Source organism: Paenibacillus sp. CMAA1364 (assembly GCF_054373195.1).
Genome location: NZ_JBITNB010000016.1, coordinates 1 through 23,209 on the forward strand (window position 1 = coordinate 1; position 23,209 = coordinate 23,209).

Below are 23,209 nucleotides of genomic sequence, written 5' to 3' on the forward strand. Positions count from 1 at the left end.
TAAATCCATTGGCAGGAAAAGTTGGTCCATGGTATATTGAATGTACAAAGAAATCACTCCTTTTGAAATGGTTGCTCGTACTTCCATTTTACCAAAAAGAGCGATTTTTTTGTGTTATTTTTGGTTGGAAAGTTGCAAAAGTCTGCTTAAAGTAGCGCAGAGAACGGAACGATTCCGAAAAAGCGACAGCGGTCGCCTTGGTCTCCAAATTTCAACCGCTATACGGTTTCAATCCAGAAATTTGGAGAGCACAGCGATTGTAGGAACGGTCCGTTCGCGGAGCGTCTGTTCAAAAACACCTAGCTTTCGCCTACAAAAAACAAAAGGGGTGTCCCTAGCTATTTCATAGCTTTTGGGACAGCCTCTTTGTAATTTCACGTTCATGAAATGTTCAATCTACGAGCTAATTAGCGTGGTAACTGTTTCCAATAACTGCAGGAGATATAATGATCGAATGGGTCTATAGACCTATTCGCAATCATATCCTCTTTCTTAGCGTTGTAGCTTCAGTAAAGGGTAGAAATGCGAGTGGTTACAATATTGTAATATATTCAGTTGTTATTATCTTTCTATATCTAAATGGATATCTAAGCCATTTAGAGCATGACCTAGCATTACTTTTGACCCGATAGGATATAGATGAGGCATGACTATGGACTGATTAACTACCGGTAAGATGCGCTTTACAATGAGGACAAGCACTTAGAACAAGCGCATCTTAGGAGGTAATCACATCATGAAGAATCGTACAAAAATGATAACAGTATCACTCTCAGCAGCATTACTATTCGGTAGTCTATCTTTGCCCTCATTAATTCAACCAGTAGAAGCCGCAACAGCTACATCACAAGTCATTTGGGGAGTGAATTTAAGAAAGTCACCATCAAGTTCATCAAGTGTCATTCGAATGCTTAAAAAAGGTGAGGAAATTGTTGTTTTAGGTAAATCAGGTGCATCATGGCTTAAAGTACAGAATGTCGAAGGCAAAATAGGGTATATATCTTCATCTGATAGATATACGACGAAAGTTTCGGGAGATTCAAATAACGACAACAATAATAATACACCGAGCAGTAGCGTTGAGAAGATGATCTCAGCAGGTATGAAGTACCTAGGTACTCCTTATGAGTTCGGATCAAGTCGTACAAATACGATTACATTTGATTGTTCTGATTTCATTCGCCAAGCTTTTATAGATGGCGCGGGAATAAAATTGCCAGCTGACTCTAGAGGTCAGGGAGATTACGTAAAGAACAAAGGAGCAGTAAAGAATGATTGGACTCAATTAAAACGTGGGGATCTAATGTACTTCATGTCCTATAAAGGGAGTAGTGCATCTGCTTATTCAGGTATAGATAAGTCCAAAGCTAGAATTACTCATACGGCTATATATCTTGGTGATGGAGAAGTTCTTCATACGTACTCTAAGGAATCTGGCGGTGTTAAGACGAACAATATTAAGGGTACGCATTGGGAGAAGCGATTCTTATTCGGTGGAAGCGCACTCTAACGTGAATTGAATTGATATCCAAATGTCATAACGAAGGCTCTATTCAGTCAAGATCGAATAGAGCCTTCGTTATATTCTTTATGTAAAACTTATATGACATTTGTCATATAGGTGATAGGACGTTTATGACTGTTATCCTCAGATGAAATTGCCTATACTAAGGAGAGTAAAGTGCTGTGACATAAATATAGCTTTATCTTAGCTTCTAATCTGAGGAGGAATATATGTAATGACCGAAGCAAAACAAGTCAATCTAAGAAAAAAGGTCGCCCCTTACGAAAAAACAGAAATGAAATCAAGTGTAAGACAACTAATAAATACAATGGTACCGCTCATTGCCTTCTGGTATGCAGCATACTTGAGTTTATCCGTTTCATACGTATTGACTTTAGTCTTGGCTATTGTCACTTCTGGTTTTGTAATCAGAACCTTTATTATATTTCACGATTGTACACACCAATCATTCTTCAAAAGTAAACTAGCAAATAAAATTGTGGGTACGATCACAGGTGTAGTTGCATTGGTGCCGTATGAACAGTGGAAATATAGTCATTCGATGCATCATGCAACAAGCAGTAATCTCGATAAACGTGGTACAGGTGATATGTGGCTGTTAACTGTGGATGAATATGCGGAAGCGTCCAAATCCAAAAGATTAATGTATCGCATTTATCGTAATCCATTAGTGATGTTTGGTGTAGGTCCTATCGCTGTATTCTTGTTCCAATATCGTTTCAACCGTAAAGGTGCAAAACGTAAAGAGCGTATCAATACCTATGTTGTGAATATTTCCATTGTGACTCTGTATGCATTACTGATCTGGGCTATAGGTTGGCAGGCTTTTGTAATGGTGCAAGGTCCAGTATTCTTTGTGTCAGGATTACTAGGTATTTGGTTATTCTACGTTCAACATCAATTCGAAGATTCTTACTTCGAGAATGAAGATGAATGGGATTATGTGAAAGCAGCAGTGGAAGGAAGTTCATATTACAAATTACCTAAAGTGCTTCAATGGTTCACAGGTAATATTGGCTTTCATCACGTGCATCATTTGAATCCGAAAGTTCCTAACTATCATTTGGAAAAAGCCCATAATAATACACCGCCGTTGCATAATGCAACTACAATCACTTTAGGAACTAGTCTTAAATCGCTTAACTTTCGTCTGTGGGATGAGAAGAACAAAGTATTTGTTAGTTTCAAAGAAATGAAGAAACGCCTTCGTAATTCGAAGAACGGAGTTGAGCAATTAAAAGTAAGTATTCCTAATCCATTGGAGGAATAGTTACACTTATATCGTTATTTATGTTAGAATTCAATCGAATTAAGGAGTTAACTAACGAAGAGGGTGGACGACCGTGCAGAAATGGTATCAAAGTTTCCTTAGGAGTACTGGACTTAGTCCTTATGTATGGGTCGTCTTTTTTATCCTCCCTTTCTATTTCATCTTTCGATCATCATCTCCGATTCAGATTACGACAGGAATTGTAATGACCTTCGTGTTCTTGGGATGTTATGTATTGTCCTTTATCACAAAAGGTTGGCCGATCTATATATGGACGAGTGTGCAAATTGTCATTTCTATAAGCATGACCTTGTTATTTGGTTATGTTTATTTTGCTGTTTTTCTAGCGTTATTTATTGGGAATATTCAGAATAAATCCGGATTTATTACACTGTATTGTGTTCATTTGGTGACAACGTTTATAAGTATTAACTATGGTTTCTTCACGCAAGGGTCTCTATTCATCACGCAATTTCCTTTTATTATTATGAGTCTGATCGGTGTGATTCTTCTTCCAGTGAACACTTATAATCGTAATAAGAATGATAAACTGCAAGACCAGCTTGAAGATGCTAACAAGCGTATTTCCGATCTTGTCAAATTAGAGGAGCGTCAAAGGATTGCACGAGACTTACATGATACATTGGGACAGAAACTTTCCCTGATCGGATTAAAGAGTGACCTTGCAAGTAAGTTGATGACGAAAGACATCACTAAAGCTCAAGTAGAGATTAATGATGTTCGTCAAACCGCAAGGAGTGCCTTGAAGGAAGTACGTGAAATGGTTACGGAAATGCGCGGGTCAAGAGTAGAGGATGAAGTGTTCCGTGTGAGCCAAATATTGAAGGCAGCAGAAATAGAATACAGTATCATAGGGGATCCGATATTAAAGAATACTTCATTACTAACGGAAAACGTGCTAAGCATGTGTCTTAAGGAAGCTGTCACCAATGTAGTCAAGCATAGTGAAGCGACAAAATGTATCATTGCAATTGAACCGACAGGAACGGACTTAGTTATTTCAGTACAAGATAATGGCGTTGGTATGGATAAAGGAAACAATCGCATTAGAGGGAATGGATTGCGCGGGATGATGGAAAGGCTTGAATTCGTAAATGGAACACTTGAGATTGTGTCGGACAATGGTACGAACCTAATCATTACGGTTCCGAATGTAATAAAAAATATGGATGAGAGGGTGGAGGTATGATCCGGATAGTCATAGCAGAAGATCAACGCATGCTGTTAGGTGCTCTTGCGTCATTACTTGAACTTGAAGAAGATATGACCGTTGTTGGAAGAGCAAGTAATGGTGAAGAGGCAATTGAATTGGTCCACCTTCACCAACCTGATATTTGTATTATGGATATCGAAATGCCGTCAAAGACGGGACTTGATGCTGCGGAAGAATTGAAGGAGTATGACTGTAAGGTTATGATCTTGACCACTTTTGCTCGTCCAGGATATTTCGAACGAGCACTTAAAGCTGGCGTAAGTAGTTACTTACTCAAAGACAGCCCGAGTGAAGAACTGGCCAGTAGCATTCGGAGTGTTATTGGAGGACGACGAATTTACGCACCTGAACTTGTAGATGGTGCATATGGTGAGGAAAGTCCTCTGACAGAACGTGAGAAAGAAGTTCTTCAACTGGTTGCCAGTGGTAAGAATACGAAAGAGATTGCTGCTCAGCTCTATATTACAACGGGAACGGTACGTAATTATATTTCTGTCATTCTAGATAAGCTTAAGGTTGGTAATCGAGTGGAGGCAGTGACACGATTTAAAGAAAAGGGATGGTTCAAGTAAAAACCATACCAATTAATATGCACCCCAACGGTTAGCGTGCGACGCTAACCATTGGGGTGTTTTATGATGAATATGAATAATCATGGGCACATAAGATGAGTAATGCATATTTATCTTTTGTAATGACAAAATGCAACAAATAATAGATAATAATTGATTTCAGGTAATAAAGAGGAGGTTTTGCGCCTGATCATTGGTGAGTCTATTTTTAAAGCACGTATAGCCAACGATATGGGGGCAGTAGAACAACTGATTACCGATGAAAGTACAAAAATCATTGCTTTGCAACAAGAGTCCCATTTACTATCACAAAAGATTATGCAGATCAAAGATGAGAAAATCTACTCCTGTCAGGATATACAGTATTTAAGTATACATTAACTTCGTATGCGACAGATCTAGAATGCTAGCTGAATAGACTGACATGTCTAATGTAGACAAAAAGGAACCCACAACAACGGGTTGTGGGTTCGTACAATGTATTTATATATACTAAAAGGGGTAACTTCATTGTAGCGTTATAACATTAAAAGAAGATGAAAATTAGATTGCAGTTTCATTACAATTGATCGACATTTTGTCGACTAATGAAGCTGAAATGGACAAAAAGATTATTATAATTAGTAATCATTGCACAACGGATATTGGACTGAGTAGACAAAAAGAAGCAGCGTGTACACGCTGCTTCTTTTTGTCTTTCATTAGTGATTATAGGATCTGCTAGCACTAATTCATTTGTAATCAATGGTATAGGAGTACTGCTGCTTGCGCACGGCTTGCTATCTCAAGCGGTGCAAAGTTACCGTCATCCATGCCGTTAATGATGTTATTGTGCTGCAAAGCTGATATCGCTTCTTTCGCATATGTTGCGATGAACGCCTGATCCTTGAAGTCAACCACAGTAGTTGCTAAGTCTAATGGAATATCAGACAATTGTAAGGCACGGTATACCATTACGATCATATCCTGACGGCTAATAGGATCGTTAATACCAAATGAGTTATTCGACAAGCCGGATGTAATATCGAGTTTCTGAGCAGATGCAACGGCATTGTAGTACCAACTGTCTTTCTTAACATCGTTGAAGGTGCTACTAGCATTGGTTTGATTTAGATCCAACGTTTGAATCAACATATGGATAAACTCTGCTCTTGTCACAGAAACATTTGGTGAAAAGACTTGTGGAGATACACCATTAACAATTCCACGAGCTGCAAGACCAAGGATGCTATCATTGGCCCAAATGATGGAAGCTACATCGTTGAAGTTCACATCGACTGAAGTTGCTGCATATTGGCTGAAGTGGGTCGCATTAAATTCAACCATACCTGTTGAAGTGTTGTATCTTCCGTTCTTAATGATTTCCAATTTACCATTGTCAGTTAAATAGTATATAACGACTTTGTTAGGATTCTCCGAAGACTTCAATGTATACGGTAGGGAGACCCTAACGGATTGACCTTTACCGAACTTACTTATCTTCTGACCGCCAACACTTAGATCGAGGTTATAAACAGTATTCGATCCGATGGTTTCGCGAGCCATTTCAGATAATGTATCGAGATCAACTTTGCTGATATTGAGTTCAACGCTTGCTGTACTGTCTGCTCCTTCGAACAAGGATACTGGTAATTGAACAGTCGCAATACCTGCTGCAATTTCGATTGTTGTGATTCCTGCCAGTTTAGCGGCCTGAATCTGATTTACAGGGATAGTAACGGATACCTGCTTCGACCCAACCGTACCTTTCAATTGGAATTTTAGCAACCCAGCTTTAGATTCCGAAAGGGCATTTTTAAAGTCAGAAGCATGGATCGAAACTTTCACAGTTCCACCTGTAATCACATTCCCGTCTCCATTTACTGGAGTAGATGGAGTGGAGGGAGGAGTAACCACTGGATCTTTATCTCCGTTATCTATGCCACCACTACCAGGCTTACCTACTAATTCAAGCGCCCCAAATCTAGAGGTGTTCTCGTAGGAGCTACCTGTCGGGTCGTTCCATATCGCGACACTACTTCTTGTGCCGTCACCAGTTTCGTCGTTATTCACTTGAATATCGAATCCGATTACACTATCAGCTACTGTGTATTTCGGATCTAAATCAATCGTAGCTTCCACGATATAACCACCATCGACAAGTTGAGTTCTCGTATGGAAGTTATCTGCTGATGCTACGCCATTATAGCTTTGCTCATTAAGATAGTTGACGCGATATTGTCCATCAGCCGCTCCATAACTCGATGATTTCGAGTTGCTCGGGTTGATAAATATTTCAAGCGAATCCTGTTCGTGCGCGTTTGTACTCTTTTTACTCAATAGACTATCGGTTACATGTGCATACACATATAGGTGGCCGGAATCCCACATTGTTTTCACTTTGGCGGTTGCTCCTGAGGTACCAGTCACCCAGATGTCGGTTGAGATCTCATTGGCTATTGCCCAAATTGCATCACCATGACCGATAATCGGAGTTCCATGAATCGCTTTGGAAGTTTTCACTGCCGGCATAAATGTTAGATCACCATAGCCAGTAGTATTCGCTTGTTGGTTATTGCCTAGATCGCTCCAGGAAATGATATTACCATTCTTACCATGTTCCGAACCATTATCTGACCCGGAATCCGTAACGCGAATGTCGAAAGATACTATACGTCCAGTTGTGCTTCCACTTAACGGAACTTGTGCAACGATGGTGTATCCATTATTCGTTTCCACGCTGTTCGCAGATCCACGCGCAATCTTCACTGTGGTAATGTTGTCGCCATCCTTTATAAACAATTCGACCGTATCGCCAGGCAAGTTCGAGTTGTCTATTACAACAGCTTTTACATACAGATTATTTGGATCCCACAGAGTCTTCATCGTTGCTTCCAGGGTACCACTCTTATCTAAAGGAATTCCTGCTACCGTATGCCAGACAAAATCATCGACTGTGCTCAGATCCGGACTTCCATTTGCAGCATAAGCTGTTTTCTTGAGGAAAACTAGCTTCGATGGATCAACCATGCCCCAATAAGCAGGTTTTGCTTGGAAGTTCATATCGAATGCGAACGGTGCATCTTGACGAGTGACAGGACGATTATGAAGCCATGTGTGGTCATCAGAGATCCCCCAGAATGTTACATTGCTGATCCATCCTTCAGGGTTGTTGACCGTTCTACCCATATCATCTAATTTCTTTAACTCTTCGAATAATTCTTTATATCGGTAGCCTTGTTTCACAAGTAATTCTTCAGGTACAACTTGAGATGCATCGGTGTTATTAGTATAAACAGAGACATCCAACTCCGTTAACTGGTTGTCATATCCAGCCTCACCGAACATTTTGATTGAATCAGAAATTTGCTGAACAGAAGGTCCATTAATATTGATGTGTGTCTGATGCCCCACGCCATCAACCTGTACACCTGCTGCCTCTAATCTAGTTAATAAGTTGAATAGTGCTTGCGCTTTACTCGGGTTATCCGTGCTGTAATCGTTGATATACAGTTTGGCTGTCCCTGCTACTGCATATTTTGTTGGATCATTAGCATACAGTTCATCCAAAATTCTACGTGTCTCAGTAAACGCAACTTTAATAAAATCTTCTCCGGTTAACTGATACCAGAGACTATTGGAACGCATACCATCCGGGTTCTTTGCATCAATTACTTCGTTCACAACGTCCCAACTAGAGGCAATATCTGCGTATCTTGGTACGACTACTTCAAGATAGTCCTTGAGTCGATGAAGGACGAGTTCTTTATTTGCAGGAGATGGGGTTAAGTTTTGCGTGCCATCTTCCGTCTTGAACATCCAGTCTGCTACTTGTTCGTGCCACACTAAAGTGTGGAAGCGCATGTTCAATCCGTTTTGCCGTGCATAATCCGCAAGTTTGTCTGCGTTTGCGAAATCATGTCGATCTTCTAACGAACTAATTGAAGACGGCTTCATGGAGTTCTCTGCCACAATCGAGTTGAAATGCATATCCAGAAGTTGTTTGCTCTTTCCTTCCAATCTGTTCGGTTCTAAAGCTGCCCCAATCTGGAAATAATTCTGATAAACATCCTTCAGTTTTGCAAGATCTAATTGAACTGGAGGAGTCTCAGACGGTATACCTGTCATCTTGACGAATACATCATCCAGATAAAAGGAAGCATTTACAACTGAACTTTCAATATAGAAGTTAAGATCTGTGAGATTCGCATTGTAAGTGAATGTTCCCTTAAGCTCTACCCAATCCGTGCCCGTGACAGCCCCTGAAGCGATGGTGAGCCAACTCTTGGAACCACTAGCATCTAATTCTGCTGAGATTTTAAATGGGTGTGAAGTTGTAGACGTATCTACAAGCTTAACGAAAGCGGAGATTTCATACTTCGCATTCTTCGTAATCTTGTCAAAAACATTCATTGTGGGTCCATGCCAGTCCTTCGTACGACCTGTTGTCTTCAAGCTGTTCGGACCTGATCTGAACTGTTCTTTGGATGCCTCTACAACAACGGATTGGGTGTCATCTCTGTGGACCCAACCTTGAGTTGTTCCGTCATCGAAGTTATATCCGAATTCTGTAGGTCCCGTTGGAGGTGTACCAGATCCTCCGGAATTATCATCCGATGATGTATTCACAATGAGGACATCATCGATAAACACATCGGCAATCGATGTGTTTGTCTCGATATACATGGTCATATTCGTTGCATTAGTCGGAAGAGTGAAATTAGGATTCGATAATGTTACCCAACCTGTATCGTTGATGGTTGTATCACCTACAACCCAATCATACATGTCATTTCCGTCCTGAGTCGACTTCATAACAATATGTGCATTATCACTACCTGTCCCAAGGCGGACCTTGAGAGAAACTTCATAGCTGTGACCCCCTGTAATTATTGCACTCAAGTCAATGCTTGGACTACAGTCTTTACTTTCCCGTTGAGATAACAGCAAAGACTGTGATCCATTGGCTGCATATACGGATGAAACTACCGTCTGTGCCCCTGTGTTGCAATTAAATGCTTTCCAGCCTCCAATCTGTCCGTCCTCAAATCCATTATCAAGCACGATTGTTGAAGCTGCTTGTATTGTGTTCTCCAACCTTCCTATCGGCATCAATAAACCGATTATTAGTAGGAAAGCCAAGCACGAAGTAAATACTTTACGCATATTCATCCCCCTAAATCATTATTAAGCGATGTAATCGCTTACAAACAACCTTAGCAATGAAATAATGATAATAATACCTGTAAAAGTAAAGGATGTCCCCCCTCAAATATTAGAACAATATTATCCTGATATCTCTAATCAATAGTTTTAAATATCTATATTTTAATGAACGATTTGGGTAAATTGATTGTTGTTATGGATATGTACCCAATCACTAGTACTTGATATACTAGGTAAAAGTATACCTACTCAAAGCACATCATGTCCCCGTGGGGATTTTGACTAGTAAGACATAACAATGTATGACAAAAGGAGTTAAGAATGTGGAAAAAAGAAGGATTACTAACCCAATCTTACCTGGATTTAACCCGGACCCATCCATTCTGAGAGTAGGCGAAGATTATTATATTGCCACCTCAACCTTTGAATGGTTCCCGGGGGTACGTATACATCATTCGAAGGATCTGTTACATTGGAAGCTGTTGGATCGTCCACTAGCTTCCCGCAGGCTGCTGGATATGCGCGGAAATCCAAGCTCTGGTGGGGTATGGGCACCATGCCTCAGTTATAGTAATGGTCTATTTTTTTTGGTGTACACAGATGTGAAAAGTTACTCAGGTGCATATAAAGATACGCATAATTATGTCATTACAGCATCTTCAATAACCGGCCCATGGTCAGATCCTGTTTATTTAAATAGCAGCGGTTTCGATCCTTCTTTCTTTCATGATGAGGATGGACATATCTGGTTGCTCAATATGGTATGGGACCATAGAAAAAACCGGAATCCATTCCATGGCATCGTACTACAAGAATATTCGGTGGCAGAGAAGAAGCTAATGGGATCGAAGAGACTCATATTTAAAGGTACTGAACTAGGATGTACGGAAGCGCCGCATTTGTATAAACGCAATGGTTATTATTATTTGATGACGGCTGAAGGTGGAACGGGTTACGAACATGCCGTCACCATGGCCCGTTCAAAGGAGATAGAAGGTCCATATGAGCTTGATCCGGCTAATCCGATGCTCACTTCATTTGGAGAACCTAAGCTTGAACTCCAGAAGGCTGGTCACGCCAGTCTTGTGGAGACACAATCAGGTGAGTGGTACATCGCGCATCTGTGCTCTCGTCCGATTGCTAAGCTTGCCCGATCTCCTTTAGGACGTGAGACAGCGCTTCAGCGCTGCGAGTGGACCGAAGATGGATGGTTGCGACTTGCTAGTGGCACGAATCAACCTCAGCTTGATGTACAGCCGCCAGCTTTGGCCGAATATTTGCAGGACCCACCTGACGATCGAGATGAGTTCGATAAGGAAGAGCTTAGTGAAAACTGGGATACGCTACGCGTTCCGCATGATGAATCTTGGCTTACATTGAAGGAACGCCCCGGATTCTTACGTCTTCGAGGGAGAGAATCACTTAATTCACAGCATGAGCAAAGCCTTGTCGCAAGAAGACTGGAAAGTTTGCATTCGCAAATGGAGACTAAGCTTGAATTCGAGCCTACTTCATTCCAACAAATGGCAGGCCTTGTCGTATATTATAACAATAAACATCATTATTATTTACGTGTCACTCATCATGAGGAGGCAGGAAAGTGTCTTGGAATCATTACCAGCGACAATGGCGTCTATGATGAGCCATTACCTAAGGAAGTCTCACTGGGTGAAGCGAAGGAAGTTCATTTGAGAGCCGATGTAAGGCAGGAAGTATTGCAATTTTCGTATTCAATAGATGGACAACACTGGATGCAAATCGGTGATCCACTTGATCTTTCCAAACTGTCGGATGAGTATTGCACGAAGTTTATCGATGGTACATTTACGGACTGGGGTTTTACAGGTACCTTTGTTGGCTTGTGTGTACAGGATTTAACGGGTGAGAGAATGTTGGCAGACTTTGATTATTTCACTTATCTCAAAATGTAATGTTGAAAAAATGGCTGAGCCGCCCTTCGTAGGACAGCTCAGCTTCTTTGATTTGTATGTATCTCATCCATTATATGTATTAAGCTGAGAGGAGCGAATCTTATGATGAATGTGTTTTTGGTCGATGATGAACCATTAGTTCTCGAGGGATTAAGAACGATGATTCATTGGGAGAAATATGGATTTCAAATTTGTGGAGAAACGTTGAGTGGGTTGAGTGCTCTTAAATTCATTCAAGATCACAAGCCAGAATTAGTTATTACAGATATTAATATGCCCGTATTCAACGGGCTTGAGTTAATTACTAAAGTAAATCAAACAATGACGAATCCGCCGAAATTTATTATTTTAAGTGGGTACGATGATTTTAAATATGCTCAAACAGCGATGAAACAAAGGGTGGATGAGTATTTGCTTAAGCCGATAGATGACGAAGCGATAGAAGTGTTATTAGCCAAAATGAGTATAACCATTGCTAATGAGAGGGCAACTGAAGAAGATCGCTATATAAAACAGTCATGTATAGCCAACAGTATGGTTAATCGTTTGATTAAGGGTGAGTTCAGTGCAGAGTTAGAACTTCAAGTTGCGCAGGTCATGAACTTGCATGGCGAAGTGGAATTGACGTGTATTCTGATCGAAACATCAGAATATAATTTCGATTTGCAAAAGTTTCTAGGAGAATATTTCTCTTATACCGTATCGCATTTCTTTAGCGATGATGCTGGACGAAGGGGAGTTCTAATTGAGTCTGATTGCATCTCTGAACATAGGTTGAGAGAAGAGATATACCTATTACTTCAACAAGAGTTAGTGCATCCTAGTAAAGAGTCAATATTTGTTTCAATCAGCGGTAGGATGAGGGGCATACAATCTATCCAAACACTGTATTTGCAGGCAATGACTGCTTTGGAGATGAGATATCATCGGGGTAATCAGAGAATGTTTTGTTTCAGTGATTTTGAGGGCAGTAAGATGAATGATATTACGCATATGGATGTCTTTAAGCAATTGCTTGAAAGGGTTGTAAGTAATGATTCAGCAGAAATAGACCTCTGTGTAAGAGAAGCGTTCACTTCCTTTTCGGCGAACTGTTCGGGTATCGAATTAGTGAAAAGGCATGTGGCTAATTTGGAGTTATCCTTGTGCAGACGAATAGTAGAAGTGAATGGGGAACCAGATACCATCATGCAACAGCAGCAGTTGAAGTATGGAAATCTTGAGAACTTAGATTTTGGAATCATACAGGAGTATGTCTATGAGTTATGTATGATGACGGCTACTTATTTAGTGAAATTACAACTTGAGAATGAAGATAATACCATCTATAACGTTATTCGATATGTGGATCGTGAGTTTCACAATAAGTTACAGCTTCAGGACTTGGCAAGACGTTTTCATATGAACGCTACCTACTTAGGGCAACTGTTCAAGAGATATACAGGTCAGTACTATAATGAATACCTAAATCAAAAGCGAATTGAAGAGGCAGAAAGACTGCTCAAACGAACGCAGTTAAAAGTATCGGATATAGCAAACCGTATAGGTTACCCTAGTACGGATTATTTTGTTAGTAAATTTAAAATGATGACAGGTATGGTTCCCTCCGAGTATAGAAACAAGGATGACAACAACTAGCTATAGGAACAGAAAGGTGTCCAGATAATGATAGGGGAATTCAAATTTAAAAAAATTAACGACATCCCACTCAATTTAAAATTCATGATGGTTTTCTTTTTAGGCGTACTAGTTCCGATTCTGGCAATTAACATGCTTTTCACTGGTCGAATTACGGAGATGATTAAATCCAGGGAGCAACAAAACTTGAATATTTCGCTCGAAAGAGCTAGGAGGGATATTGTTGATTTGATTGAAGGCGGAGTTGCTGTTAGTCATGCTCTTTCAATTGATAGAGATTTGTATAAATTGCTTGATCATACGTATGATAATTCGTTAGGTTTTTACGAAGCTTACGATAATCAACTTAGGGATAGAGTCAATAACTTCGTGCCAGTCAATAATCAGATTAGGAATATCAATATTATTACGAATAATAAATCGATTCTGTCAGGTGGTAACTATTATATTATAAATCAAGAGGTCATGGACAGTGACTGGTATAAACAGTGGATTTCTTATACAGGTCAACTCATGGTAACTACTTATCGTGGAAGTGATGTGATTAATCCAGCCTCAATAGTCCCTTATTTAAGTATCGTGAAACGAATGGATTACTTCACTAACTTGAACTACTATACTAAGCTGATAAAAATAGATTTAGATATTAGAAAAGTATATGAGATTATTATTCGAGAGCAAGAATATATGAAGTTGTATCTAGTCAATGGGAGTAATCAGATTATTATGTCAGCGGACCATGGTTATCTGAATGGCAAAGAAGACTCTTATGCTGGTTATGATTTATCACAACTTGAAGGGAAAGAGAATGTTCATATTGTATCTGTTGGCAATGCTTCTTATATGAAGGGTCTGCGGATAGTTGGTGTCCCTGAGGAAGGGAGAATTTCAAGTTCTATACGAGATATGTGGTTATTCGCTGGATTTCTTGCGGCAACGATAACCTTCGTTGCATTTCTATTTATATTCGCTCTGTTAAGATCCTATAACTATCGGGTGAAGCGGCTATCCAGACATATGCAGAAGTTAACGAATGAGAAGTTTGATCTGATCCATATGGATGAAGGACGTGACGAGATTGGTGAGTTGATTCGCAATTATAACACGATGACGACAAAGATTAACTCCTTGATTAATGATGTATATAAACTGGAGATTCAGAAGAAGGATTTAGAGGTGGAAAGGGTACGAGCAGAACTGAACTTCCTGCAAAGTCAGATGAATCCTCACTTTCTGTTTAATACATTGAATGCGATCTTAGTTGTTTGCACCAAAAATAACTATTCCGAGGTTACAGATATAATAAAAAACTTGTCTAAGATACTTAGAAGACTTCTCAGTTGGAAGGAAGACGCTGTTACACTTGAAGAAGAGTTGTCTTTTATAGAAATGTATTTGAAAATTGAGAAGTTTCGCTTTAGAGATAAAATTCAATATCAATTTGAAATAGATGAGCAAACGCTTAAATATAGGATTCCCAAAATGAGCATTCAGCCACTTGTAGAAAATGCTTGTAAACATGGTTTACAGACGATAGAGGGACAAGGGATTATTATGGTGAGAGTTGTTATAAGAGATTTGCGACTCTGTGTTAGCGTTATGGATAACGGTAAAGGAATGGAAGAAAGTAAGCTTAGGGAGATTATGCTTTCTATTCGTAGTGACAGCTTGGAGGGCGAAAATGTTGGAATTAGAAATGTGTATAGGAGACTTGAGTTATATTATAACGATCAAGTTCAGTTTAATCTGTCTAGCAGTCCGAACCAAGGTATGGAGGTTTCCTTTGAAATTCCACTCAAGTATCTTAATCAGACATAATTTCCGACAAAGGAGTGGATTATGCCGTGTTTAGAGTTCTTTTAATAGATGATGAGCCCAATGGACTTGAGGGAATGAAACTCTTGATCGACTGGAATGAATTGGGATTCGAGATTTGTGGGACGTGCAGTAATGGGGTGGAAGGATTGCAGATGATCGAGCAACTTGCTCCAGACTTAGTACTTACAGATGTTAGGATGCCACTTATGAATGGCTTGGAGATGATAGAAGCTGCCCAAGGGTTAAGTTCTATTGCTGTTAGATTTGCTATTGTGAGTGCTTATAGTGAGTTCGAATATGCTCAGAAGGCAATGCGCTACGGAGTTCATCATTACCTTCTGAAGCCAATAATGGCAGATGAGGCTACAGAGGAATTAAGGGATATTTATAAGCAGTTAAAGAAAGAGGCAGAAATCAAAGATTTCCATCAGAAGGCTTCTTATGAAGAAAATGTTACCCTTATCACGGAAATGCTGAATGGGGTGGCTGCGGACAAGAGAAATAGCTCGGTTCTAACAGAATTATCATCAAGCAAGGAGGAGTGGAATTTCATCTTGTTGGAGACAGAACAAAGACTGAAGGCAGGACTAAGAGAATCGGCTGTCAAATTAATGGCAGCGCATGAAGCGGTGTTTATGATTGATCTTGAGCCAAATCGTTTCGGATTCGTATACGGATGTTCTCCGGACGAAAACCAGAACGAATCCTTTCATCTTTTGTTCTCTGAATTATTACATCACTGTGGTGCTCGAGCTTTCATGTCCCTAGGTGCCAGTGAGCAGAGCTTATTTCGTATAGGGAACTGTTACCAGACGGCGAAGGAAGCCATGATGTATACATTTTATTATGAGGATTACACCTCATTTATTATATATCATGATATAAAGGATATTCATTTTAGTTATCATTATCATCAAATCGGCTATACAGATGCTATTGTCCAGGCTATTGAATTAGTTAATAAGGTAAGTCTTCGGTCGGCTATAGACTCTGCAGTTGCGAGTTTTCGTGAAATGCTAGTTGCCCCTGAGATTATAAGAAAGATCATCATTCACATTGTTTACGTCGTGATGGAATCAATACGGGCAACAAATGAAGCTCAAATTGAATTGTTGTACACGAAATTTAAATGGGCTGAAATATCAAACTTATCGTTCACGTTGTCAGATATTATGGATAACTTACGATCCTTTGGTGAAGAGAGTATTGATATACTATTAGACAATCAAAGGGGAAACTCGCAAGGAGTTATCAAGGAAATCAACGACTATATTATTGAACATTACCGTGAGAATCTTTCCATTAAAAAATTGGCAGACATATTTTATCTACATCCAGTATATCTAGGACAACTACTGATGAAGAAAAATGGGATCAATTTCAATGAACTACTTCATAATTTACGGATCGAAGAGGCAATGGGCCTGCTTCGTCAAAATCAGTTCAAGAACAATCAAATTGCCGAGCTTGTGGGCTATTCCAATTATGATAAATTTTCAAAGCAATTCTCAAAAAGGATGAATATGTCACCCAATGAGTATAAAAGTAGGATGTCCTAACCTTTTCACGGGTAGTCCTTTAATAAGAGCGTATTTTCACAATATCATTATTTATATAATAAAATAGATTACATGTAAGGGCTTTCATCCCTTGGTGTAATACATATAATGGGGGTGCTAAAATGAGGGGCAAGTCTAAATCAATCTTTAAAGTTAGCATGATTATGTTGTTATCACTCAGCTTTATTCTTACTGGATGTGGTAATGGTAATAATGATGCGAAACCAGTAACCGATGCTACTACAACAGATAAGACAGAAGTAGTTGAGCCGTTCGATGTAACCGTGTACATCAATGAGCCGGGACAACAACCTACGCCTGATAACAAAATTTATAAAATGATGAAGGAAAAGCTGGGGGTTACCTTCAAGTTTGAATTTCTTGCAGGGGACTCCAACCAAAAGCTAGGTGTTATGATCGCTGGTGAGGATTATCCCGATTTATTGACCGGAGGTTCAAAACTCACCGATGCAGGTGCCTTCATTCCACTTGAGGAGCTTATTGAGGAACATGCTCCAAATTTGAAAGCGCATTATGCAGATTACTGGAACCAGATGAAGGATCCAGACGATGGACATATTTACATGCTTCCAAATTATGGAGCATACACAGGTAACTTTAATGTTAATTGGTACTCAGGGCCTGCGTTCTGGATCCAAAAGGCTGTATTGGAGGAATTTGATTTTCCAAAGGTCACCACGTTGGATCAATATTTCGATTTGATTGCTAAATATAAGGAAAAGTACCCTACAATTGATGGAGCTCCAACGTCTGGGTTTGAAATTTTGAACTATGACTGGAGAAACTGGAGCCTCTTTAATGCTCCACAGCATTTGATTGGACATCCTAATGATGGTGGAGTTGTTGTAAAAGATGGCGTCGCAGAAATTCATGCAGATAAGGATTATGCTAAGAAGTATTTTAAAAAGCTAAATGAAATGAACAATATAGGTTTAATCAATAAGGAAACATTCGTACAAAACTATGATCAGTATTTGGCTAAGGTGTCCAGTGGTACCGTTCTAGGTATGTTTGATCAACACTGGAATTTCAGTAGTGCAGAGGAATCACTACAAACTCAAGGTAAGGATGAAAGAACGTATATAGGACTCCCACTGGTGTTCGATGAAGGCACTAAGGAATATTATCGCGATCTGCAGCCTATTAATCTAAACAATGGTTTTGGAATCAGTGTGAATGCCAAAGATCCAGTTAAGATTATTAAATTGTTCGATGAGCTGATTAGTGAAGAGTGGCAAACAATTCTCTCTTGGGGAATTGAAGGCGAAGATTATTTCGTGAATGCAGAGGGTAGGTATGAACGCACAGAAGAACAACGTGTGGCAAGTGTAGATGCTACATGGCAATTGTCTAACAAGGCAAAAGCACTATATGCCAATATGCCTAAATTCGAGGGGACCTTTTCGAATGGCAACGCGAGTGATCCAGCGGGTCAGTCAGAAGAGTTCTATGCTAGTTTGAAACCATATGATAAGAAAGTATTGGATGCCTATGGATATAAGACCTTTGTAGATTTCTTTACTGCTCCGCCTGCAAACCCTGTATATTATCCAGCATGGCAGATTGATTTGATTGAAGGATCGGAAGCTAAAATCAGCGATACGCAGCGTAATGCCGTGTCTACCAAATATTTACCTAAGGCTATATTGTCCTCTCCAAATGAATTCGAGGATGTATGGAGTGAATATACATCTGAGATTGGTAAAGCCAATATCCCTGCATATGAAAAGAGAATGAACGAACAGATTCAATGGAGAATTAAAAACTGGAGTAAATAAGTAATATTTAAATTAAATAAATCGAAAGGTGGAGGGATGACTTTAGTCCTTCCACTTTTCGAAATACGGAGTATCTCGTGGGGAGAATAACTATATGGCTGAGATAACAAAAACAAAGGGAGCCGTTAGGAATAAAAAAAGGAGAACCAAGGAACCAATCACCTGGTCCATAATCAAAGGGCAGAAACAACTTATCTTTATGTCTGTTCCATTGATGCTCTATATCATCTTGTTTGCTTATGTTCCTGTGTGGGGTTGGACAATGGCTTTTCAAGATTATAAACCATCACGTACTTTTGGAGAACAAAAGTGGGTTGGATTTAAACATTTTGAATTTCTTTTTTCTGATGACAACTTTTGGAGAGTTTTACGAAATACGTTAGGTATGAGTTTAATTAATATAACTCTAGGATTTGTAACTGCTATTATACTTGCTCTTCTAATGAACGAAATTAAGAATGTATTTTTCAAAAGAACGATTCAAACGATTTCATATTTGCCACACTTTCTATCGTGGATTATTGTAACTGGAATTGTTGCTACATCTTTATCCATTAATGATGGAATTGTCAATATTGTTCTAATGAAGTTACATCTTATTGATGAGCCAATTCTATGGCTTAGTGAAGGTAAATACTTCTGGGGGATTGTTGGAGCATCTCATGTGTGGAAGGAAGTAGGTTGGAATACGATCATTTACTTAGCTGCCATTGCTTCAATTGATCCAGCATTATATGAAGCCGCTTCAATTGATGGAGCTAACCGCTTTAAGAAGATGAGATTTATCACCTTACCTGGCATTAAAGCAACAGTTGTTATTTTATTAATTATGTCTGTTGGACATATTTTAGAGGCAGGATTTGAAGTGCAGTACTTACTTGGTAATGGTCTTGTTGTTGATTGGTCAGAGACGATTGATATTTTTGTATTGAAATACGGAATTGCCCAAGGTAACTATTCATTGGCTACTGCTGGTGGTATTTTCAAATCTGTAGTTAGTGTTATTATACTGCTGATAGCTAACGGAACTTCAAAGAGGCTAGGAGGAGAGAAGCTATTATGAGTATGAGCAGAGGAAACCAACAGGCAAGCCCACAAATCACCAAATATGATAAGAAGTATGGCAAGGGATTTAGTCGGTTTGAGCCCATAATATTTAACACATTTAATGCAATCATTATGGTAATTCTGGGTATTGTTACGCTATATCCATTTCTTAATACAATAGCTGTGTCCTTAAATGCAGGGAATGATACGATCCGTGGAGGTATTTATTTGTTGCCCAGGGATTGGACTTTACAAAACTACAAAGCTGTGTTTGCGTCAGGAACGGTGTATAACGCCTTTCTAGTCTCGGTGGCGCGGACGGTTATTGCTACGATCTTGAATATCTTCTTGACGACCATGCTCGCATATACGCTAAGCAGAAGAGAATATGTATTTCGTACACCGATTACGCTAGTGTTTATATTAACTATGTATTTCAGTGCTGGTCTGATTCCTGGATACTTTCTAATCAAAGATCTGAATTTGCTTAACAGCTTCTGGGTCTATATTTTCCCATCCATGATCAGTGCGTTTAATATGATTGTTATTCGAACATATATTGGAACAATTCCTGAAAGCCTTATAGAATCATCAAGAATTGATGGTGCAGGGGATTTTAGAATATTTATACAGATTATCTTCCCCTTGTGTAAGCCAGTATTAGCTACCATTGCCCTCTTTGTTGCAGTTGGGTCATGGAACTCTTGGTTTGACTCCTTCTTGTATACATCTTCAAGACAAGAACTGAGTACCTTGCAGTACGAATTGATGAAGCTACTATCCTCAACGATGAATTCTAACAGTAACCCCAATGTGGTCGCTGGTATTGGTATGAATCAAGAATCGACGTCAATGGTAACTCCTTTGTCTATTCGGGCTGCGGTAACTATTGTAGCAGCTGTACCTATCTTGCTCGTATATCCGTTCATGCAAAAGTATTTCGTTGTCGGGTTAAATGTAGGTAGTGTAAAAGAATAAGTGAATATAAATATATTATTTCTGACAGTGGAAAGGTTGACTATCAATCATAACTCAATCATTGGTTTCATATGAGAACCCTGTTATTCCAGGGTTTTACCCCGATCCGAGCATTACAAGAGCCGGTGATGACTTTTATCTGGTCTGCAGTTCCTTTGAATATTTCCCGGGGGTGCCTATTTTTCATAGTCGCGATCTGATTCACTGGACACAAATCGGTCATGTTCTAGAACGAATGAGTCAGTTGGATACACGTAGACACAGAAGTTCGGATGGTATTTATGCGCCAACTCTACGATATGATAATGGAATATTTTATATGATAACAACAGATGTGACAGGTATTGGTAACTTTTATGTAACGGCTACTTGTCCATCAGGTCCTTGGTCAGATCCGATCATTATTCCTTATGGGGGGATTGACCCATCCATGATGTTTGATGATGATGGGAAGGTATACGTCACCACGCAGCACGGTGCTGCGTACGACTCGCATGTCATTCAATATGAAATTGATGTTACAACAGGAAAGATATTATCTGAACCCGTCATGATCTGGACTGGTGATGGCGGACCATGGACGGAAGGCCCCCATCTGTATAAGATTAATGGAATGTATTATATTATGGCCGCATCAGGAGGAACATCGAGAGAACACCGTGAAATTATCGGGCGTAGCACAAATCCATATGGTCCATTTGAGAGGTTATTGCACCCTATATTGACTCATAACCAGATTGATCATCCGATTCAATATTTAGGACATGCTGATCTTATTGAAGATGGAAATGGGGATTGGTGGGCTGTATTTCTTGGAGTACGGCTTGTGGATTCAGGATATAGCGTGCTTGGAAGGGAGACTTTCCTTGCTCCCGTCATCTGGGACGAAGACGGCTGGCCTATGATTGATAATAATCAAGGCATAGTAGGACTAGAGATGAACGTTCCACGTGTTCCAGGTGTGTCACCCAAGCCTAGATATGACAGTAGAGATGACTTTGAGTGTGAAGAGTTATCTTTATTCTGGGCATTTATTCGTAATCCCGCCAAGGGAAGTTGGTCGTTAAACCAACGTGTGGGTTGGCTTACCCTTTGGGGACAAGCTGCAAATCTCTGTGATCTTGCTCCGGTTTCATTTGTAGGTAGGAGGCAACAGCATACCAAGGCTGAATGGAGCACACTACTTGAGTATAGAACCACTGTTGATGGGGAAGAGGCGGGTCTTTGTGCTAGATTGGATGAGAGGGCACATTATGAAATCTGTCTTAAGCAACAAGGAGGTAAAAGGGTTATTGCTGTATATTTGACTGCTCAAGGCGAGACTCAAGTAGCAGCAGAGGTTCCGATTACAGCTGACAGAGTATATCTGAAAATTCAGGCTGATATTACTGAATATGTATTGATGTATTCCTTGGATGGTCTGGAGTGGATGGGTTTAGCTGCTGGAGCAGCTTATCCGTTATCTCCAGAAGCGGTAACCGGGAACAACTTTACGGGTGTTTTTATCGGCCTGTATGCAACAGGTAACGGAAAGGCAGCTATGGAGCCAGCCTACTTTGATTGGTTTGAATATAAGCTAAGGGAGGCGAATTGTTATGAACAAGATAAGTAATCATACGGAGCCTAAGTTGAAGGAGATTTTTGAGGGTGACTTCAAGATCGGAGCGGCGGTGAATCCGTTGACGATACAGTCACAAGAACAATTGCTTACCCATCATTTTAATAGCATAACAGCTGAGAATGAAATGAAATTTATCAATCTGCACCCTGAAGAAGATGTATATACGTTTGATGATGCAGACCGATTGGTTGCATTTGCTAGAAAGAATGAAATGGCAATGCGGGGACATACGTTGGTCTGGCACAATCAAACATCTGATTGGTTGTTTCAGAATAAAGATGGAAGCTCGGTTAGTAAGGATGTATTGCTAGAAAGATTGAAGGAGCATATTCAGGTTGTTGTAAAGCGTTATAAGCAGGATATTTATGCTTGGGATGTCGTAAATGAAGTTATTGCTGATGAAGGAGACGAACTGCTACGCCAATCGAAATGGTTAGATATTGTCGGACCGGATTTTATTAGCAAAGCGTTTCAATATGCCCATGAGGCAGATCCGAAGGCATTGTTATTTTATAATGATTATAATGAATCACAACCTCATAAGCGTGATAAAATGTATAAGCTACTTAAATCACTGCTTGACGAAGGAACGCCTTTGCATGGTGTCGGTTTACAAGCCCATTGGAACTTGTATGACCCTTCATTGGATGATATCAGGGCAGCAATAGAGAAGTATGCATCCCTTGGTTTGCAGTTGCACCTTACGGAACTGGATGTTTCGATATTTCGTTTTGAGGACTTGCGTACCGATCTTAAGTCTCCGCCTGAAGAACTGCTGGAGAAACAAGCTGAATTGTACGGTGCAGTGTTTAAGTTGTTGAGAGAATATCGTAAGGAGATCAGCTCGGTCACCTTCTGGGGAGCTGCGGACGATTATACATGGCTGGACAACTTCCCTGTTAGTGGACGGAAGAATTGGCCGTTCTTGTTCGATGAGCAGCATCGTCCGAAACCTGCCTTCTACCGAATTTCAAGCAATAACTAAATTATATGTTGAATTGAAACGGCTGTGTCCGTCCTTTAATAAGGATGGCACAGCCGTTTCTGTATAGATTGAGCTATGCTATACAAT

15 protein-coding genes are annotated in these 23,209 nt (G+C 39.8%); 14 read left to right on the forward strand and 1 reads right to left on the reverse strand.

All coding sequences use genetic code 11. The annotated features are described in order from the left end of the window. Nucleotides 1-736 precede the first annotated feature (736 nt). The 5 genes from ACH8E3_RS10695 (at nucleotide 737) to ACH8E3_RS10715 (ending at nucleotide 4,982) form a co-directional block, all read left to right on the forward strand. Nucleotides 737-1,510, forward strand: a complete 774-nt coding sequence (locus ACH8E3_RS10695; RefSeq protein ID WP_458632626.1) for a C40 family peptidase — start codon at nucleotides 737-739, stop codon at nucleotides 1,508-1,510. 229 nt (nucleotides 1,511-1,739) lie between these two features. Beyond that, nucleotides 1,740-2,795: a Delta(5) desaturase DesA gene (gene desA, locus ACH8E3_RS10700; protein WP_458632627.1), complete on the forward strand. Its 1,056-nt coding sequence runs from the start codon at nucleotides 1,740-1,742 to the stop codon at nucleotides 2,793-2,795. A 73-nt stretch (nucleotides 2,796-2,868) separates the two neighbouring features. Further along, nucleotides 2,869-4,005, forward strand: coding sequence for a sensor histidine kinase (locus ACH8E3_RS10705; RefSeq protein WP_458632628.1), 1,137 nt, complete (start codon nucleotides 2,869-2,871; stop codon nucleotides 4,003-4,005). Further along, entirely contained in the window at nucleotides 4,002-4,601 is a 600-nt protein-coding gene (locus tag ACH8E3_RS10710; protein ID WP_458632629.1) for a response regulator, read from the forward strand. The genes ACH8E3_RS10705 and ACH8E3_RS10710 overlap by 4 nt, the downstream gene beginning before the upstream one ends. Nucleotides 4,602-4,781: 180 nt before the next feature. Further along, nucleotides 4,782-4,982 (forward strand): hypothetical protein, encoded by a 201-nt coding sequence (locus ACH8E3_RS10715; RefSeq protein WP_458632630.1) that lies wholly within the window; start codon nucleotides 4,782-4,784, stop codon nucleotides 4,980-4,982. Between the two features lie 360 nt (nucleotides 4,983-5,342). On the opposite strand, the gene ACH8E3_RS10720 is transcribed toward ACH8E3_RS10715, so the two are convergent. After that, nucleotides 5,343-9,746 carry an endo-1,4-beta-xylanase gene (locus ACH8E3_RS10720; RefSeq protein ID WP_458632631.1) on the reverse strand — a complete coding sequence of 1,468 codons (4,404 nt, stop codon included), beginning with the start codon at nucleotides 9,744-9,746 and terminating at the stop codon, nucleotides 5,343-5,345. 302 nt (nucleotides 9,747-10,048) lie between these two features. Here ACH8E3_RS10720 and ACH8E3_RS10725 point away from each other — a divergent pair, with 302 nt between their 5' ends. The 9 genes from ACH8E3_RS10725 (at nucleotide 10,049) to ACH8E3_RS10765 (ending at nucleotide 23,122) form a co-directional block, all read left to right on the forward strand. Continuing rightward, on the forward strand, nucleotides 10,049-11,677 hold the full coding sequence (locus tag ACH8E3_RS10725; RefSeq protein WP_458632632.1) for a glycoside hydrolase family 43 protein: 1,629 nt from the start codon (nucleotides 10,049-10,051) through the stop codon (nucleotides 11,675-11,677). A gap of 102 nt (nucleotides 11,678-11,779) precedes the next feature. Next, a complete protein-coding gene (locus ACH8E3_RS10730; RefSeq protein WP_458632633.1) occupies nucleotides 11,780-13,315 on the forward strand; it encodes a response regulator transcription factor in 1,536 nt (511 codons plus the stop codon). 228 nt (nucleotides 13,316-13,543) lie between these two features. Continuing rightward, a complete protein-coding gene (locus ACH8E3_RS10735; protein ID WP_458632634.1) occupies nucleotides 13,544-15,133 on the forward strand; it encodes a sensor histidine kinase in 1,590 nt (529 codons plus the stop codon). Between the two features lie 26 nt (nucleotides 15,134-15,159). Further along, nucleotides 15,160-16,692, forward strand: coding sequence for a response regulator transcription factor (locus tag ACH8E3_RS10740; RefSeq protein WP_458632635.1), 1,533 nt, complete (start codon nucleotides 15,160-15,162; stop codon nucleotides 16,690-16,692). Between the two features lie 122 nt (nucleotides 16,693-16,814). Beyond that, nucleotides 16,815-18,491, forward strand: a complete 1,677-nt coding sequence (locus ACH8E3_RS10745) for a type 2 periplasmic-binding domain-containing protein (RefSeq protein ID WP_458632636.1) — start codon at nucleotides 16,815-16,817, stop codon at nucleotides 18,489-18,491. Between the two features lie 94 nt (nucleotides 18,492-18,585). Next, nucleotides 18,586-19,554, forward strand: a complete 969-nt coding sequence (locus ACH8E3_RS10750) for an ABC transporter permease (protein ID WP_458632637.1) — start codon at nucleotides 18,586-18,588, stop codon at nucleotides 19,552-19,554. A 116-nt stretch (nucleotides 19,555-19,670) separates the two neighbouring features. Then, nucleotides 19,671-20,516 carry a carbohydrate ABC transporter permease gene (locus ACH8E3_RS10755; RefSeq protein WP_458632676.1) on the forward strand — a complete coding sequence of 282 codons (846 nt, stop codon included), beginning with the start codon at nucleotides 19,671-19,673 and terminating at the stop codon, nucleotides 20,514-20,516. A gap of 49 nt (nucleotides 20,517-20,565) precedes the next feature. Further along, nucleotides 20,566-22,128 (forward strand): glycoside hydrolase family 43 protein, encoded by a 1,563-nt coding sequence (locus ACH8E3_RS10760; RefSeq protein WP_458632677.1) that lies wholly within the window; start codon nucleotides 20,566-20,568, stop codon nucleotides 22,126-22,128. Then, nucleotides 22,112-23,122: an endo-1,4-beta-xylanase gene (locus ACH8E3_RS10765; protein WP_458632638.1), complete on the forward strand. Its 1,011-nt coding sequence runs from the start codon at nucleotides 22,112-22,114 to the stop codon at nucleotides 23,120-23,122. The genes ACH8E3_RS10760 and ACH8E3_RS10765 overlap by 17 nt, the downstream gene beginning before the upstream one ends. Nucleotides 23,123-23,209 lie beyond the last annotated feature (87 nt).

What these genes read in the sequence shown, in the direction of transcription:
- ACH8E3_RS10695 (WP_458632626.1), top strand. Translation starts at nt 737, where the DNA reads ATGAAGAATCGTACAAAAATGATAACAGTATCACTCTCAGCAGCATTA.
- desA (WP_458632627.1), top strand. Translation starts at nt 1,740, where the DNA reads ATGACCGAAGCAAAACAAGTCAATCTAAGAAAAAAGGTCGCCCCTTAC.
- ACH8E3_RS10710 (WP_458632629.1), top strand. Translation starts at nt 4,002, where the DNA reads ATGATCCGGATAGTCATAGCAGAAGATCAACGCATGCTGTTAGGTGCT.
- ACH8E3_RS10720 (WP_458632631.1), bottom strand. Translation starts at nt 9,746, where the DNA reads ATGCGTAAAGTATTTACTTCGTGCTTGGCTTTCCTACTAATAATCGGT.
- ACH8E3_RS10725 (WP_458632632.1), top strand. Translation starts at nt 10,049, where the DNA reads ATGACAAAAGGAGTTAAGAATGTGGAAAAAAGAAGGATTACTAACCCA.
- ACH8E3_RS10730 (WP_458632633.1), top strand. Translation starts at nt 11,780, where the DNA reads ATGATGAATGTGTTTTTGGTCGATGATGAACCATTAGTTCTCGAGGGA.
- ACH8E3_RS10745 (WP_458632636.1), top strand. Translation starts at nt 16,815, where the DNA reads ATGAGGGGCAAGTCTAAATCAATCTTTAAAGTTAGCATGATTATGTTG.
- ACH8E3_RS10750 (WP_458632637.1), top strand. Translation starts at nt 18,586, where the DNA reads ATGGCTGAGATAACAAAAACAAAGGGAGCCGTTAGGAATAAAAAAAGG.
- ACH8E3_RS10755 (WP_458632676.1), top strand. Translation starts at nt 19,671, where the DNA reads ATGGTAATTCTGGGTATTGTTACGCTATATCCATTTCTTAATACAATA.
- ACH8E3_RS10765 (WP_458632638.1), top strand. Translation starts at nt 22,112, where the DNA reads ATGAACAAGATAAGTAATCATACGGAGCCTAAGTTGAAGGAGATTTTT.